18 protein-coding genes are annotated in these 14,054 nt (G+C 60.1%); 11 read left to right on the top strand and 7 right to left on the bottom strand.

Annotated features, from left to right (window positions below):
- Window positions 1-12: 12 nt before the first annotated feature.
- A complete protein-coding gene (locus D1224_RS08220) occupies window positions 13-1,740 on the top strand; it encodes an amidase (protein WP_119379402.1) in 1,728 nt (575 codons plus the stop codon).
- A 14-nt stretch (window positions 1,741-1,754) separates the two neighbouring features.
- Window positions 1,755-2,219 carry an arsenate reductase ArsC gene (locus D1224_RS08215; protein ID WP_233350454.1) on the top strand — a complete coding sequence of 155 codons (465 nt, stop codon included), beginning with the start codon at window positions 1,755-1,757 and terminating at the stop codon, window positions 2,217-2,219.
- A 1-nt stretch (window position 2,220) separates the two neighbouring features.
- Here the strand turns inward: D1224_RS08215 and D1224_RS08210 are convergent, their stop codons facing one another.
- Entirely contained in the window at window positions 2,221-2,724 is a 504-nt protein-coding gene (locus D1224_RS08210; RefSeq protein ID WP_119379401.1) for a hypothetical protein, read from the bottom strand.
- A 176-nt stretch (window positions 2,725-2,900) separates the two neighbouring features.
- Here D1224_RS08210 and D1224_RS08205 point away from each other — a divergent pair, with 176 nt between their 5' ends.
- Complete coding sequence (locus D1224_RS08205; RefSeq protein ID WP_233350453.1) at window positions 2,901-3,392, top strand: winged helix-turn-helix transcriptional regulator; 492 nt, start codon at window positions 2,901-2,903, stop codon at window positions 3,390-3,392.
- A 9-nt stretch (window positions 3,393-3,401) separates the two neighbouring features.
- On the opposite strand, the gene D1224_RS08200 is transcribed toward D1224_RS08205, so the two are convergent.
- The 3 genes from D1224_RS08200 to D1224_RS08190 all read right to left on the bottom strand — a co-directional run bounded on the left by D1224_RS08200 (window position 3,402) and on the right by D1224_RS08190 (window position 5,951).
- Complete coding sequence (locus tag D1224_RS08200) at window positions 3,402-5,030, bottom strand: pilus assembly protein (RefSeq protein WP_119379400.1); 1,629 nt, start codon at window positions 5,028-5,030, stop codon at window positions 3,402-3,404.
- Window positions 5,031-5,140: 110 nt separating this feature from the next.
- Window positions 5,141-5,662 (bottom strand): protease adaptor protein RcdA, encoded by a 522-nt coding sequence (rcdA, locus tag D1224_RS08195; RefSeq protein WP_233350452.1) that lies wholly within the window; start codon window positions 5,660-5,662, stop codon window positions 5,141-5,143.
- 118 nt (window positions 5,663-5,780) lie between these two features.
- Entirely contained in the window at window positions 5,781-5,951 is a 171-nt protein-coding gene (locus tag D1224_RS08190; RefSeq protein WP_119379398.1) for a DUF1192 domain-containing protein, read from the bottom strand.
- A 128-nt stretch (window positions 5,952-6,079) separates the two neighbouring features.
- Here D1224_RS08190 and D1224_RS08185 point away from each other — a divergent pair, with 128 nt between their 5' ends.
- From D1224_RS08185 to D1224_RS08170, 4 genes are all read left to right on the top strand, one after another.
- On the top strand, window positions 6,080-7,060 hold the full coding sequence (locus D1224_RS08185) for an NAD(P)H-quinone oxidoreductase (protein WP_119379397.1): 981 nt from the start codon (window positions 6,080-6,082) through the stop codon (window positions 7,058-7,060).
- A 137-nt stretch (window positions 7,061-7,197) separates the two neighbouring features.
- Window positions 7,198-8,085 (top strand): PAS domain-containing protein, encoded by an 888-nt coding sequence (locus D1224_RS08180; RefSeq protein ID WP_119379396.1) that lies wholly within the window; start codon window positions 7,198-7,200, stop codon window positions 8,083-8,085.
- 48 nt (window positions 8,086-8,133) lie between these two features.
- Complete coding sequence (locus D1224_RS08175) at window positions 8,134-8,841, top strand: type I pantothenate kinase (RefSeq protein WP_147372351.1); 708 nt, start codon at window positions 8,134-8,136, stop codon at window positions 8,839-8,841.
- 146 nt (window positions 8,842-8,987) lie between these two features.
- Window positions 8,988-9,665 carry a DUF1013 domain-containing protein gene (locus D1224_RS08170; protein ID WP_119379394.1) on the top strand — a complete coding sequence of 226 codons (678 nt, stop codon included), beginning with the start codon at window positions 8,988-8,990 and terminating at the stop codon, window positions 9,663-9,665.
- 119 nt (window positions 9,666-9,784) lie between these two features.
- On the opposite strand, the gene D1224_RS08165 is transcribed toward D1224_RS08170, so the two are convergent.
- Window positions 9,785-10,696, bottom strand: coding sequence for a methyltransferase domain-containing protein (locus D1224_RS08165; RefSeq protein WP_119379393.1), 912 nt, complete (start codon window positions 10,694-10,696; stop codon window positions 9,785-9,787).
- Between D1224_RS08165 and D1224_RS08160 the strand changes: the two genes are divergently transcribed.
- The 4 genes from D1224_RS08160 to D1224_RS08145 all read left to right on the top strand — a co-directional run bounded on the left by D1224_RS08160 (window position 10,695) and on the right by D1224_RS08145 (window position 12,616).
- Window positions 10,695-11,465, top strand: a complete 771-nt coding sequence (locus tag D1224_RS08160) for a ComF family protein (protein ID WP_119379392.1) — start codon at window positions 10,695-10,697, stop codon at window positions 11,463-11,465. The genes D1224_RS08165 and D1224_RS08160 overlap by 2 nt on opposite strands.
- 36 nt (window positions 11,466-11,501) lie before the next feature.
- Entirely contained in the window at window positions 11,502-11,762 is a 261-nt protein-coding gene (grxC, locus tag D1224_RS08155; RefSeq protein WP_119379391.1) for a glutaredoxin 3, read from the top strand.
- 12 nt (window positions 11,763-11,774) lie between these two features.
- The gene (locus D1224_RS08150; RefSeq protein WP_119379390.1) at window positions 11,775-12,212 is read left to right on the top strand and encodes a DUF1178 family protein; all 438 of its coding nucleotides are present in this window, start codon (window positions 11,775-11,777) and stop codon (window positions 12,210-12,212) included.
- Window positions 12,213-12,313: 101 nt separating this feature from the next.
- Window positions 12,314-12,616 (top strand): aa3-type cytochrome c oxidase subunit IV, encoded by a 303-nt coding sequence (locus D1224_RS08145; RefSeq protein ID WP_119379389.1) that lies wholly within the window; start codon window positions 12,314-12,316, stop codon window positions 12,614-12,616.
- A 7-nt stretch (window positions 12,617-12,623) separates the two neighbouring features.
- On the opposite strand, the gene D1224_RS08140 is transcribed toward D1224_RS08145, so the two are convergent.
- Window positions 12,624-13,790 carry an epoxide hydrolase family protein gene (locus D1224_RS08140; RefSeq protein WP_119379388.1) on the bottom strand — a complete coding sequence of 389 codons (1,167 nt, stop codon included), beginning with the start codon at window positions 13,788-13,790 and terminating at the stop codon, window positions 12,624-12,626.
- Between the two features lie 93 nt (window positions 13,791-13,883).
- Window positions 13,884-14,054 (bottom strand): Flp family type IVb pilin, encoded by a 171-nt coding sequence (locus tag D1224_RS08135; protein WP_119379387.1) that lies wholly within the window; start codon window positions 14,052-14,054, stop codon window positions 13,884-13,886.

Below are 14,054 nucleotides of genomic sequence, written 5' to 3'. Positions count from 1 at the left end.
AGGGGTGCATCCATGAAAGACACAACCCGCCGCAACCTCCTCAAGGTTGGGGCCGCTGGTATTTCGGGTATGGCCGCGCTTTCAGGGCGCGCCGCGGCGCAGGAAACAGACATGACAGCCATCACACCCGGCACAATATCAAGCGCAGAGAAGCTGGCCGGGGTTGAATACACCGATGCCGAACGCGAACAGATGGTGTCAGCGCTGGAAGACCAGTTGAGTGCCATCCAGCAGCTTCGGACTGTCGAAAAGCCAAATGCGCTTGCCCCGGCCCAGACGTTTGACCCGCGCCTTCCCGGCCTGGCTTATCCCTCCGCGAAAGCCAGTTCAGGCAGTCTGGCCACCGTCAGGCCAGTATCCGGGCTACCATCGGACAGCGCAGACATCGCCTTTGCGCCTCTGACAAGGCTGGCCGGCTGGATCCGGTCTGGAGACCTGACGTCTCGCCAACTGACCGATATCTATCTCGATCGCATTGAGCGGCTTGATTCGAAACTGCATGCCTGGATCACGGTCATGCCGGAACGTGCCCGCGCTGAAGCCGACGCGATGGATACCGAGCTTGCCAACGGGAAAGACCGGGGGCCGCTCCACGGTATTCCATATGGACTCAAGGATCTGTTTGATGCCGTGGGCGCTCGCACAACCTGGGGCGCGAAGCCCTATAGTGATGGCGCGCTGGCCTCGGTGGACAGTACCATTGTTCAAAAGCTGAAAGCGGCAGGCGCGGTCCTCCTCGGCAAGACAACTTGCGGCGCGCTCGCCTATGGCGACATCTGGTATGGTGCCGTCACCCGCAATCCATTTGATCCACGCGAAGGGTCTTCCGGCTCCAGCGCAGGCTCCGCTTCTGCGGTCGTCGCAGGACTTTGCGGTTTCGCCATAGGCACGGAAACACTCGGCTCTCTCGTCTCCCCATCCCATCGTTGCGGCGGCTCCGCGCTGCGTCCGACTTTTGGACGTGTTTCACGGGCGGGCGGCATGGCGCTTTGCTGGTCGCTTGACAAGATTGGGCCGATGGCTCGCAGCGTCGGGGATCTCGGCCACGTGCTTAGCGCCATAAACGGATATGATGCTCAAGATACAGGGTCTCTGCAGTCAACTTTCGCCTACCAACCGACGACCGACTTCTCCGGAATGAAGATCGGATTTGATGATGCCTGGCTCGAAACGGCAAACGAGGTCGAGAAGGCCGCCTTCGTTGAAGCCAGAAGGCTAGGTGCGGTTTTCGTACGATTCAAACTACCGGAACTTCCTTCTTCGCCGCTGCCGCAACAGCTTCTCGCCGAAGCGGCTGCGGCCTTTGAAGAGCTCACCCTTTCAAACCGTGACGATGATATGGTCTGGCAGGAGGACCCAGCATGGCCGAACAGTTTCCGGGCCATTCGTTTTGTCTCCGCCATTGACCTGCTCCAGGTCGACAGGCTCCGACGGCTATGGATGCAGGCCATGCATGAGGCGTTCGAGGGGATCGATCTCGTCATCGGTCCGAACTTTTCTTCGGGCATGCTCACACCAACGAACTTTACTGGCCATCCCTCGCTTGTGATGCGCGCTGGGTTTCAGGACACAAGGCCGCGCAACATTTTCGGCCAGCCGCAGGATGAAAACGCCTTAACCGCGCGCACACCCATCGCCATCTCGCTTTGGGCACCCCTCTTTCAGGAAAACACGCTGCTCTCATTCGGTGCAGCCCTCGAAGACGCCCTCGGCGTCGCAGGAGAACGGCCATCCCTCTGAAGAACCATAATGTATTGATCCTGTGCACGGGCAATTCCGCGCGCTCGATCATTGGCGAAGTGCTGGTCTCCGCCATGCCGGGTTTTCAGGGCTATAGCGCGGGCTCGACCCCGCGCGGCGAGTTGAACCCGATGGCCATGTCCGTGCTTTCCGCCAAGGGCCACGACACCAGCAGGCTCACTTCCAAGAGCTGGGACGTTTTCGCCAGTGATGATGCCCCCAAAATGGATGTCATCATCACGGTCTGCGACAATGCGGCTGGCGAGGCCTGCCCCCACTGGCCCGGTCATCCGATTCAGGTCCGTTGGGGCCTGCCTGATCCCGTCGAAGTCGAAGAGATGTCACGCCAGCGCATCGCTTTTGAGGACACATATTTCAGCCTCAAGAAACGGTTTCAGAAACTCGCCGCACTCGACTTCGACGCGATGACCGCGCCAGAGTTGAAAGACGCCATACAGGCGATCCACACACAGCGCTGATCTAGAAAACACTCGCCCAGAAATCAGCGGACGTATCGATCAGACCCAGCGCGTCCTGAATCACGACAAGGTCGTGACCATCCATCATGGAGGGGCGCACAGGCTGTGTGATTGCAAGATGGCGCACCAGCTTGGTGCAGGTGAACAAGCCTTCCGGCAGCGCACGGGCATCCAGGCTGAGCCCCTTCGGACGCGGGTGCATCACATCGTTTCGCGCCGCGATGACACGCTCAATTGCCCTGTGTTCTTCCGGCCGCAATGGCGCCGTATAGGGTTGCTCAAGGAAAGCCGCGTCAGACACCCGCGCGACCAGTTCGCCCGGCCCCGGCATGGCAGGCAGCTCCGCGCCTGCCTCGGACAGCGCCATGACGCAGGCCTGCTGCACCATCAGCACCGCCCCGGTCACGAGCCATGGCAGTGACGTCTCCGTTTCCACGACGAGGATCGCATGGGTGGAGGTAAACTTCGCCGTATCAGCGAGCTGTCTCGAAAGCGGGTGGACCATGCCTGATAGATAGCTGCCGCAGCAGGCTCAGCAAGTCTGCCTAGCGCGCATCCGGCTGGTTCTGCCGCTCTGCCGCCTCGATAAACCGCATTAACCGGCGGCGAATGACAATTTCGTGCGGTCACGCGGAGTTGCTGAAAGATATTCAGCCAGATTCATCTCCTTGATGGCTGGATTTGTCTGGCGAACTCATGCAGGCTTATGGCATCATGGTCCCATTGTCGCGCAAATCGCCCGTCCCGCCTTCGCAATGCAACCTCGCGCGCGCCATCGAGCTGATCGGTGACCGCTGGACACTGCTGATCCTGCGGTCGGCGCTTTATGGCGTTCGCCGCTTCGATGATTTTCAGGAAGAGCTTGGCACCCCGCGGACCGTCCTCTCCAGCCGCCTCAACGATCTTGTCGACGCAGGCCTGCTGGAAAAGAGACCCTACAAGCTGAAAGGCCGCCGCGCACGGTCTGAATATGTGCTGACCGAACAGGGCGAAGCGCTTCGCCCGGTGCTGATCGGCCTCACCCAGTGGGGCGATGCCTGGCTAGGCGCTGGCGGACAGCCACCCATCAGCTTTACCGATGCGGAAAGCCGCGACGCCGTGCGTCTTGCATTCGTGTCCAGTGCCGGCCGCGAAGTTGCCCTTGACGATCTTCGGGTGGTGATCCGCCGCTAGGCGCTTGGCCTATTTCGCCAGGTAGAGCTGCAGCACATCATCAGCGATCTGGCTGAACGCCTCGCCCAGCCGCGCCGCGTCTGGGACGTCCAGATAGTGCTCGGGCGAGGTCGCACACTTGCTGAGCACACCGTCAGACCGTGCATCGTCCAGCTCCAGGCGCACTGTGTAAATGATGATGCCTGCCGCCTTGGCATTGCTGCACGCTTCTAGCGTTCGCTTGTCCATCTCGGTCCAGATCTGAGCCTGCGATGGCCGTGACGGCACGTTCATGCGTCCGTTGGCAGCATAGCCGTACGCTGAATAATCGCTGCCCCGCATGTCGGACCGGGCGCTCAGGTGATTGTTGCCATCGCTCAGCAGCACCATGACCTTGTCGACACTGCGGTCGTCATAAGACCCGCCCTGCGTAAACGGTGCTTCAGGAGACAGGACGCGCCAGCCCCAGGCCACGCCCTCACTCATATTGGTGCTGCCCTCGGCCTCCAGAAGGTCGATCTCATTCTTGATGCGGTTCGCATTCCGGGTCAGCGGGACAATCGGGCGCGTCGCACAGTTGAAGCCTGGGCCGACCGGCGTCGTGACGTCCGAATAGAAGCGGTAGGAACGCTTGAGGCCCGGTGCGCCATTATTTCCGCGACCCCGATTTCCACGCTCGTCATCATCATCATCATCATCATCATCATCGTCGTCGTCGTCGTCACGCCCACGCCCACGGCCGGGTGCCAATCCATTCGTCGATGCGCGTGTGATTGCGACGCCATATTTCGAAACATCGGAAATGAGGTTCATCGCATTCCAAGACCAGCCACCATCATCGAGATAGTCGTTGGCATAGCGCCGCCGGTCATCAGGCTCATCGGGATAGAAGCTCGGCGTGAACAGGGTTTCCGGATCACGGCGCCGGGGGCGGGTGTCATCCACATCAAGCGGATATTCGCGTGCCTCGACGCAACCTGGCCACACCTCGCCCAGCGCTTCATACAATGCGACGCGGCTGGTCCGTGGCAAAAGGTTGGTCGCGCTCACATCAGAGCGGCCATCCTTGTCGATCCAGTTCTTGTTCCAGTTGTCCGGGCCAACGTTCACCCAGGTGGTGAACGGCACCAGCGCAAAGCGGCGGCTCGACTTTTTGCTGGTCGCAGCATCAATCTTGTCGACCAGCAGTTTTGCGGCTGCTTGCGCCTGCACCATCTTTTCGCCGCGCATTGATCCTGTCGTATCAAACGCGATTGCGATCTCGAATTGGCGCTCACTGTGGCGCACTTGCGAGATGCGGTTAACGCCCAGCTGCGTGACACCAGCAAGACCCAGAAGCGTTGTATCGATATCGCCATCGACGGTCGCGGTAATGTCGTCGCCGTTCTGGACAATGTCGAAGTCGTGAACCGCAACGCCGCGCCCGCGCATCTGCTCATCGAACACCTCGCGCGCCTCGGCCTTGAGGACCTCAATATCACGCTCACCCAGATCATGCGCCACATAGAGCAGCGCTGCATCCAGCGCGGCCTGTGTCTCGACAGATGCCGTGCGATGGCGCGTCATGTCGATCGCACCGCCCGCAATCGCGAGCAGCGGGATCACGCAGATAGCAAATATCATCGCGGTATTGCCGCGCTGGTCTTTCCAGAAACGCATTAACCTAACTCCATTGAGGCGGGTCTAGCGCAACGGCATCAAAATCCGGTTTTCGCGATGGATGAAATTTCAAGTATGTTGGCGAAGTGGTCTGCGCCCCCTAGGCGGCTTTAGCGCGTCCCGCTCCAGATCTTCATCGGGTCGAACGCGCCCTGCTGCGCCGCCGCTTTCAGCGCTTCTATCTGACGGTTTACAGGCCCTTCATGGGCTTCGGTGCCTGACTGGTAGATCGCCTCATCCAGTCTGCAGATACGATTGTAGAGAGCCTCTGAATTCTCAACGAGATCAAGAAACGCGTCCGGCAGGCCCAAACCGCGCTGCTCAGATGCTTCCAGCGCAGGGGCTTCGCGGCGCAGGCGGTATTTCGGCGACAGCGCATCCTCTCGCGACATGTCGCCATCGCGCACGGCACGCTGCATGACCAGCCAGCTTGCCGCCTGCATCAGGCGCGCTGTCAGCTCCATGCTCCATGCGGCATAGGTAAGGCCTGCTTCACGCGGCAGCTTGCGCGACATCTCGCGGCCCGGCCCGTCCAGATAGCTCGCCGTTCTTTCGACAAGCGCCATGCCTTCTGCAAATACCTTGTCGAAGACGCGTCCGGACGTGAAGTCCGGCTGCATCTCGTCGAGCATCTTTTGACTGGAAACGGCAGCCATATTTCCCCTCAGCACAGTCCGCAAAAATTTGTCAGCCTTGATCGCAGAGCCTAGGACCCGAGACCTTTAAAGGGTCTTAAGATCGGGTCGTGACTTAAGACTTGAAAATACTGTCCGCAGCCGATTTATGCGCCTCCTTCTTGGCGATCTCAGCCTCGCATGCCTCGATATCGGCCTTCAACGCTTCAATCCGGGCCTTCAGTTCATCCACGGATAATATTTCAAGATCCAGCTTGGCCGGACGCGGCGTGTCCTCTTCAAACATTGATCGGGCCTCCTCAGCCACTTACCTCTCGCCTTCAAGGCAAGGACAGACGCGCGCCGAAATCAAGCCTCAATCGAGAAGAGGTGGCGCCAGACACAGTTAATCTAGACACTAGACAGGACGAACACATGACCGACCGGATGCAGGCAATCGTGGCAAATGAAGGCGAACCGCTGAAACTGGCAGAGGTCGACCGGCCAGAGATCGGCCCGCACGATGTCCTGGTGAAGGTCGCCGCTGCCGGCCTTAATCGCGCGGACCTCGTCCAGCGCGCCGGCAAGTATCCACCGCCCCCTGGTGCCTCGCAGATCATGGGCCTGGAATGCGCGGGCACGATTGTCGCACTCGGTGAGAAGGTCACGCACTGGAAAGAAGGCGACCGCGTGTGCGCCCTGCTAGCGGGCGGCGGCTATGCTGAGTTCTGCGCGGTCGATGAAGGCTCGCTCCTTCCTGTACCGGAGAACCTCTCCCTGACGGAAGCCGCTGCCCTGCCCGAAGCCATGATGACCGTCTACGCGAACATATTCATGCGCTCGGCCTTCAAACCGGGTGAAAACGTCCTCGTCCATGGCGGCACATCCGGCATCGGCTCCATGGCGCTTCAGATGCTGAAGGAAGCTGGTGCTGGCACCGTCTGGACCACCGCAGGCTCTGACGGAAAATGCGAAGCGGCGAGGGCGCTCGGCGCCACCCGTGCCATCAATTACAAGACCGAGGATTTCGAAAAGATCGTCAAGGATGGCGGCGGCGCCGATGTCATCCTCGACATGGTCGGCGGCGACTATGTGCAGAAAAACATCTCTGTGGCCCGCGTGAATGGCCGTATCTGCAACATTGCTTATCTCAACGGCTCCAAGGTGGAGCTTGATCTCATCTATCTGATGATGAAACGCCTCATCCTCACAGGCACGACGCTGCGCGCCCGGACAGCAGAAGAAAAGTCGGATATCCGCGCTGCCATCGAAGAACAGTTCTGGCCGCACGTTGCCAGCGGCGCTATCAGACCCGTTATCGAAAAGGTCTACCCAGCCAGCGAAGCCGAAGCCGCTCAGGCGCACATGGCAGAAGGCGGTCACATCGGCAAACTCTTGCTCGAATTCGCCGCATGACCGGCTGAGGGCGGCAAATCGACTTCAACACTCAGTTACACGGGCAATCAGTGCTTTCGTACACGCTATTAGTGTGCGATAGTGCCGTCAGTCGCGAGGCAGAGATATTCACCCGCCTCCTGCGACCGGAGCCTTTCATGGGACAGCGGATTACTCAGCACGGGAGCACCCTCCTACAAAGAGAGACCGACTTTCGAGCTCGGGCCGATTCCATGCCGCGTCTGGCATGGATCGCTGACGGAGACGGCTCAATCTACTGGTACAACTGCCACTGGTATGAATACACCGGCACCACGCTGGAAGAAATGACCGGCTGGGGCTGGCAAAGCGTGCACCACCCTGACCATGTCGACCGCGTCGTTACCCGCATCAAAAAAGCGTTCGAAACCGGTGAGCCTTGGGAAGACCTCTTCCCTTTGCGTGGAAAGGATGGCGGCTATCGCTGGTTCCTCTCCGAAGCACAGCCTCTTCTTGATGAAACTGGCAAGGTTCGTTTCTGGTTCGGCACCAATATGGACGTAACCGAACAGATCTCTGACGCAATTGGCTCGGTGACTGACCAGCCGCCTGAGGACCTCCTCCACCGCATAGAAATCAAGCCCGGCGCGACCATCGCGATAGAGCTTGCAGACCAGAATCAACCCATTGCAGGCGAAAGCCCTTCGCGCCAGACCATTCTGATCCTTGAGGATGAGCCGATGACTGCGCTCGACCTCGAAATGCGCCTCAGCGACGCGGGTTACAGCGTCATGGGCCCGGCCATGACGATTGCCGGCGCCGAGCGTGAAATTGAGCACGCACTTCCAGACATTGCGCTCCTCGATTCAAATCTTGGCGGCCGCAAATCTTATGGTCTTGCGGAACGGCTGATAAAGGCTGGCGTGCCTGTCGTCTTCTGTACCGGGTATGAGGAGCTAGAAGACCTGCCGGAACGTCTGCGCAGTTGTCCTGTCGTTTCGAAACCGTTCAAGGACAGCGTTCTGATGGAGTCGATTTCGGCGGCCGCGACCCGCCCAGACGCCTAGACAGGTGAAAGGCTGCTGGCCAGCTAGTTGTCGTTCGGGGAGCTTCTCATGAAGCAAAGTGACGAACTTGAAAAATTAGCTTCCAGATTGCGGCGCGCGCACGCTGACAATTGCACGCTTGTTGTCGGCCTGACTGGCTCGGTCGCGTGCGGAAAGTCTACCCTTGCTGCCGCGCTCAGCGATGTCCTCTCGAGAACCCATAGCGTGGAAAACGTTTCAACGGACGGCTTCCTCTGCCCCAATAACGAACTGGAAGCACGCGGACTGATGATGCGGAAGGGCTTTCCCGAAAGCTATGACAATACTGGCATGCGTTGGGCCATCACCCGCGTAAGGGTCCTGCCTGCCGTCTTCCCGGTGCATAGCCATGGCACCTATGACATCGACCCTGCCCTTGCCCGTACGATCGCCCCGCCAGATATCCTGCTCCTTGAAGGGCTTGGTTTCACGCCGCCATCCGGCGAGGAGCGCGCAGGTGAACCGGACATCCTCGTCTATCTCGATGCCGAGACCCCGCACATTGAAACCTGGTTTCTCGACCGGTTCATGCAGTTCTGGCATGCGGCCGCTGACGACCCGACGTCCTTCTATCGGCGCTTCCGCGGCATGACGGAAAAAGAAGCGCGCACCTTCGCCTGCACCGAGGTCTGGGAGAAGATCAACCTCCCCAACCTCGAAAACCACATCCTACCTCTCCGCGAGCGCGCAGACATTATTGTCCGAAAAGACGCTGAACACCGTCTGCTTGCCGCTTGAGGCCCACTACAAACCCTGCCTTCCCAAGTGAGCGGCTTCGTTCTATACTTGAGGCTGTTAGGAACTTTCCCGTTCTGGAACCCTGACCGCCCGGCCCGAAAGGCCGGGCGGCTGCGTTTCTGGGACCAGCATGATGGAGCCCGAAAATGGCCGATATTCTGATGCCGAAGGCAACCGCTGTCTGGCTGATCGACAACACCACGCTCTCGTTTGAGCAGGTCGCTGACTTCTGCGGTCTTCACAAACTCGAAGTCAAAGGCATCGCCGATGGCGATGTGGCCGAGAACATGCGCGGCGTTGATCCGATCTCGGGTGGTGAGCTGACGCGTGAGGAAATCCGCAAGGGCGAAGGCAATCCGGAATACCGTCTGAAAAAGGCGGAATCCAAGATCGCGCACATCCCGCAGCCAAAACGCAAGGGCGCGCGCTACACGCCTGTCGCCCGCCGTCAGGACAAGCCGGACGCCATCGCCTGGTTCATCCGCAACCACCCGGAAGTCTCAGACGCTCAGATTTCCAAGCTGATTGGTACGACCAAGGCGACGATCACCAATGTGCGCGACAAGTCGCACTGGAACTCGCAGAACATCAAACCGGTCGACCCGGTCACGCTGGGTCTCTGCACCCAGATCGAACTCGACGAAGTCGTCAACAAGGCCGTCGATCGTCGCAAGAAGATGGAAGCACAAGCCGGCATCGAAGGCGATGGCCCGGGTCTTCGCCCAGCTGAGGATGCAGACGCTGCCAGCCAGGCCGTCGATCCTGATACGGCCGGCGGTGATGAGCCAAACGCCGACGACATCTTCTCGAACTTCAAGGGTTAGTTCGGCTCTCAAACATCGAAGAATCGAAAAGGCGCCCCCAGTTTCTGGAGGCGCCTTTTTCTACTCCGTCAGAAACACCGCCAGTGCACCGTCACTGCACCGTGAAAACGCCGGAAAACCTACTTCTTTTCCCCCCGCACCTTGCGCACCGCATCCGCCATGGAATGGCGCGCGCTTCCGGGTCGAAGGGGCTTGGGCTGGCTCTCCGCAGGCGCCCAGCCTGACAGCCAGACCACATTGAACGTTGCCCGCAGCCGGCCATCCGGATCAGCAAAACGCTCCCTGTAAATCTCCGCCATACGGGCCAGAATACGCCGTGACAGCGGCCTTCTGGGGCTTTTTTCGTTGGCCGCAAATGCTGCCTGCTCGCCCATTCCCTTCAGGTCACGCATCAACGCAAACGGGTCGTCATAGCGAACCGTCACCGGCTCTACATCCACGACAGGCAAGGCAAATCCGGCCCGCTGCAGCAGGCCCGCCATGTCCTGAAGGCCCGGCAGCGGCGAAATACGAGGCGCAGCACCGCCCGTGATCTCAGCCTCGGCTTCGAGGAAAGCGGTGCGCAATTCGGCCAGCGTTCCCGCACCGAACAGGCATCCAAGAAACAAGCCATCAGGCTTCAACACCTGCCGGATTTGGATCAGCGCGCCTGGCAGGTCATTGACCCAGTGGAGAAAAAGCACAGATGTTACAAGGTCGTACGCCGCATCATCAGCGCCGAGCACTTCTTCATCCATCTCGCGAATATCCAGCCCGCGCCCGGTTCCGAGGGCACGCAGACCAGAAGACATTTCGCCCGCGTCCACGGTGCCCGTCTGGGGATGGTCCTCCAGCATCGCCGCTAGCGTGCCATCATGACTGCCGAGATCGAGAACGCGGCCAAAATCGCGGCTCACATCCTCCAGCCTCTCAATGAGATGACTCGACTCGCGCTCTTTCAGGAACGCATAATCGCCATAATGACGGGCGGCACGGTCGAGATTGCGCCGATGAAGCGCGCGGTCGAAAAGCTTGGGTGGAGCAGGTGACATGGGCCTCGATATGCACCTTGTGAGGCAGAGGGCAAAGGGCGGACTGCGCGCAGCAGCGCATTTCGTCTGGCCATCCCGCTCGCTTGTCTCCGGCCAGCATCATGGCGGCGAAGGGCTCATCGCGCCGGAAGACTTTGCAAAGCTGACCTTTCTCGGCGCTGGCGGGTGCCGTCGGTGCGCCCTGCCTCTGGAAAGCGACCTTGGCGAAGCAAACCTCTGCGCCAGTTGTGCGGCCAAACCGCCCCGCTGGGACGCGGCCCGCGCCGCGCTCGCCTATGATGATGTGTCCCGTAAGCTCGTGCTCGATCTCAAGCATGCCGGGCGGCGCGACGGTCTCTCGACCTTTGCCAACTGGATGACGCTGGCCGCCCGTGAACTTCTTGAAGAGGCCGACTTGATCGTTCCGGTACCGCTTCATTATCGGCGTCTGGTCCGCCGCGGCTTTAACCAGTCCGGCTGGCTGGCGCAGGCGCTCTCCCAGCGCTCTGGCGTAGCCACCAGGGTCGATGCGCTGGTGCGCCGCAAGCCAACACCGAGCCAGGGCGGGCTTTCGGCCAGGGAGCGCTGGCGAAACGTGCGGGCCGCCTTTGAGGTACGCCCAGCACACCTGCCATTGATCGAAGGCTGGCGCATCATTCTGGTCGACGATGTGTTTACCACCGGCGCAACCCTGTCGGCGTGCAGCCGCGCTCTCAGGCGTGCAGGTGCCTCGCATATCTCACTCGTAGTGCTGGCACGCGTTGTCAGGCCGTCTGACATAACCATATAAGGCGCATACTGACTGCAATCGACGAGGATTTTTCCTATGTCCGCTGTGACAATCTACACACGTGCCTTCTGTCCGTTCTGCACCCGCGCGGTGTCGCTGCTGAAGCAGAAAGGCGTCGACTTTAATGAGATCGATGCCGGCATGGATCCGGACAAGAAGCAGGAGATGATCCAGCGCTCGAATGGTGGGCGAACCTTCCCGCAGATCTTTGTCGGCGAGGAACATATCGGCGGTTGCGACGAGATGATGGCGCTCGAACGCTCCGGCAAGCTCGACCAGAAGCTCGCCGCGCTCTGAGGCACCTACGCCATGATCCGCTACGCACTTGAATGCAGGGCTTGCGAGACCGGTTTTGATGGCTGGTTCGCCTCTTCCAAAGGCTTCGAAACGCAGTCCGAAAAAGGACTGATCGACTGCCCGAACTGCGGCGGCCACGATATCCGCAAGCAGGTCATGGCCCCGTCCGTGCGCCCGTCGACGAAGTCCGGCGCAAGCGATCCTGAAAAAGTGTTCGGCAAGCTCGCTGCCCAGGCGCGCCAGCACATCGCGGACAATTACGACTATGTCGGCGACGGGTTCGCCGAGGAGGCACGCTCCATGTACTATGGTGAGCGCGAGCATAAGCCAATCTGGGGTGAGACCACCGCTGATGAGCGTGAGAGCCTGAAAGAAGAAGGCGTACCGGCCGCCCCGCTACCGCCCGCTTTCGTGCCGCCAAAGAAGACCGAAAAGACCAAGCTCAACTAAAACGCGCAGTGATACGCTGCAGCTGCGACCGCCTGGCTTCTTGACCATCGGCCCGGCGTCGATAAAACGCCTTTAAGAAGGCCCATGAACGGAGTTGATCAATGGCGTCCAGCGAATACACCCGCGGCGAAATGGAAATCGAAGCGCAATCGAAGATGTATTCGGGCTTCATGAAGGCAAGCATGTGGGGTGCACTCATCCTTCTGCTTTCGGTTGGCTACATGGTTTTCACGCTCTCAGTGGGCATGAACTGGCTTGTTGCGCTGATCCTCTGTGCCGGGGCCGGCATCGCGATCGGCGTCGGCATGAGCCTCGGCGGTGCCTGGATCGCCACCGTGATCGGTCTTGCGGGCCTTGCGCTGGTCATTCAGCTGCTGGTCACGCTTTTCTCGATGGCGATGTAGGTAGAGCCTAACTGACGGCCCGGGCCCACGCCCTCACATCCTCGACATACAGGTCTGGCACTTCCATCGCTGCGAAGTGCCCACCTTCCTTCATGTCCGACCAGTAGTCGACATTGTAGATCCGCTCGCACCAGCTGCGCGGCGGCGTCCTGTAGATCGCCTCGCCCGGATAGTCTGCGATACCCGTCGGGATATTGACCTTCTGGTCCGGCTTCAGCTGCGCGCCGCCTTCAAGGAATAAAGCGGCATAATACCAGACCGATGTCGCGATCGCGTCATTCACCAGATAGATCATCACATTGGTCAGCAATTGGTCGCGCGAATAGATATCGGTCAGCTTTCCCCGGCTGCGATCACTCCAGCCATGAAACTTCTCCAGAATCCAGGCCGCTGTGCCCATCGGGCTGTCCATCAGCGCCATGGCGAGCGTCTGCGGTTTGGTCGCCTGCTCCATGAGGTAAGCGCCTTCGGCCTGCATGGCTGCTTGTGAGGCCGCAGCCCATTTGGCCTCCTCATCAGTACGCGGGGTCCGGTCAGCCGGCTGATGCCCGATCATGTTGAGATGGATCGCCTTGCATCCGCCGCCGCTATCGACACCATGATTAAGACCGAGCAGAGAGGTCACCAGCCCGCCCCAGTCGCCGCCCTGGGCAAGATAGGTGTCATAGCCAAGCCTCTCGCGCATCAGCGTGTCCCACATCCGCGCCGTTGCCTGCTGGCCGGTCGGGGCAGCGGGCTTCCCGGAAAAGCCATAGCCGGGCAGTGAGGGGATCACGAGGTCAAAGGCATCTTCTGCCTTGCCGCCATGTTTCGACGGATAGGCGAGCGGGCCAATCGCCTCATAAAACTCATAGACCGAACCCGGCCAGCCATGCGTCAGCAGGAGCGGGCGCTTGCCGCCAGCTTCGCCCACCACATGCAGGAAGTGGATGTCGAGCCCGTCGATCTCTGTCTTGAATTGCGGCCACGCATTGAGCGTTTTCTCCGCCGCGCGCCAGTCATACCGTTCCAGCCAGTAAGCCTGAATATCCGTCAGGAAGGCTGTCGACATGCCAAAGGCCCATTCGTCCCCAATGGAAGGTGCGGGAAACCAGCGGAATGCCTCAACACGCGAGCGTATGCGCGAGAGCACGTCATCTGACACGTCTACGGTAAATGGGGTGACCTTGCTCATCACGGATCTCCTGCTGGCGTCTCGTCAGGCAGGATGAAGCGCGCGGGGCGCGAGAGGGTCAAGCCTCACATGGGGGCACCTGCCCCGAAAACCCTAGCCGGAGAAGCCGCTTTCGACTTCGTTGAAGTGGTCGGACGTCTTGGAGCCAACCGTGGTCAGCGCGGTAATCAGCAAGATTGTCATCAGGCCCATGATCAGACCGTATTCAACGGCGCTCGCGCCGCTCTCATCGGACTTCAGCTTCTTCACTGGCTTAATGAACAT

This window comes from Henriciella barbarensis (assembly GCF_003576345.1).
GTDB classification, from domain to species: Bacteria; Pseudomonadota; Alphaproteobacteria; order Caulobacterales; family Hyphomonadaceae; genus Henriciella; species Henriciella barbarensis.
Note: the sequence above shows the minus strand (reverse complement) of the source record. Positions and strands in the feature narration are given on the sequence as shown.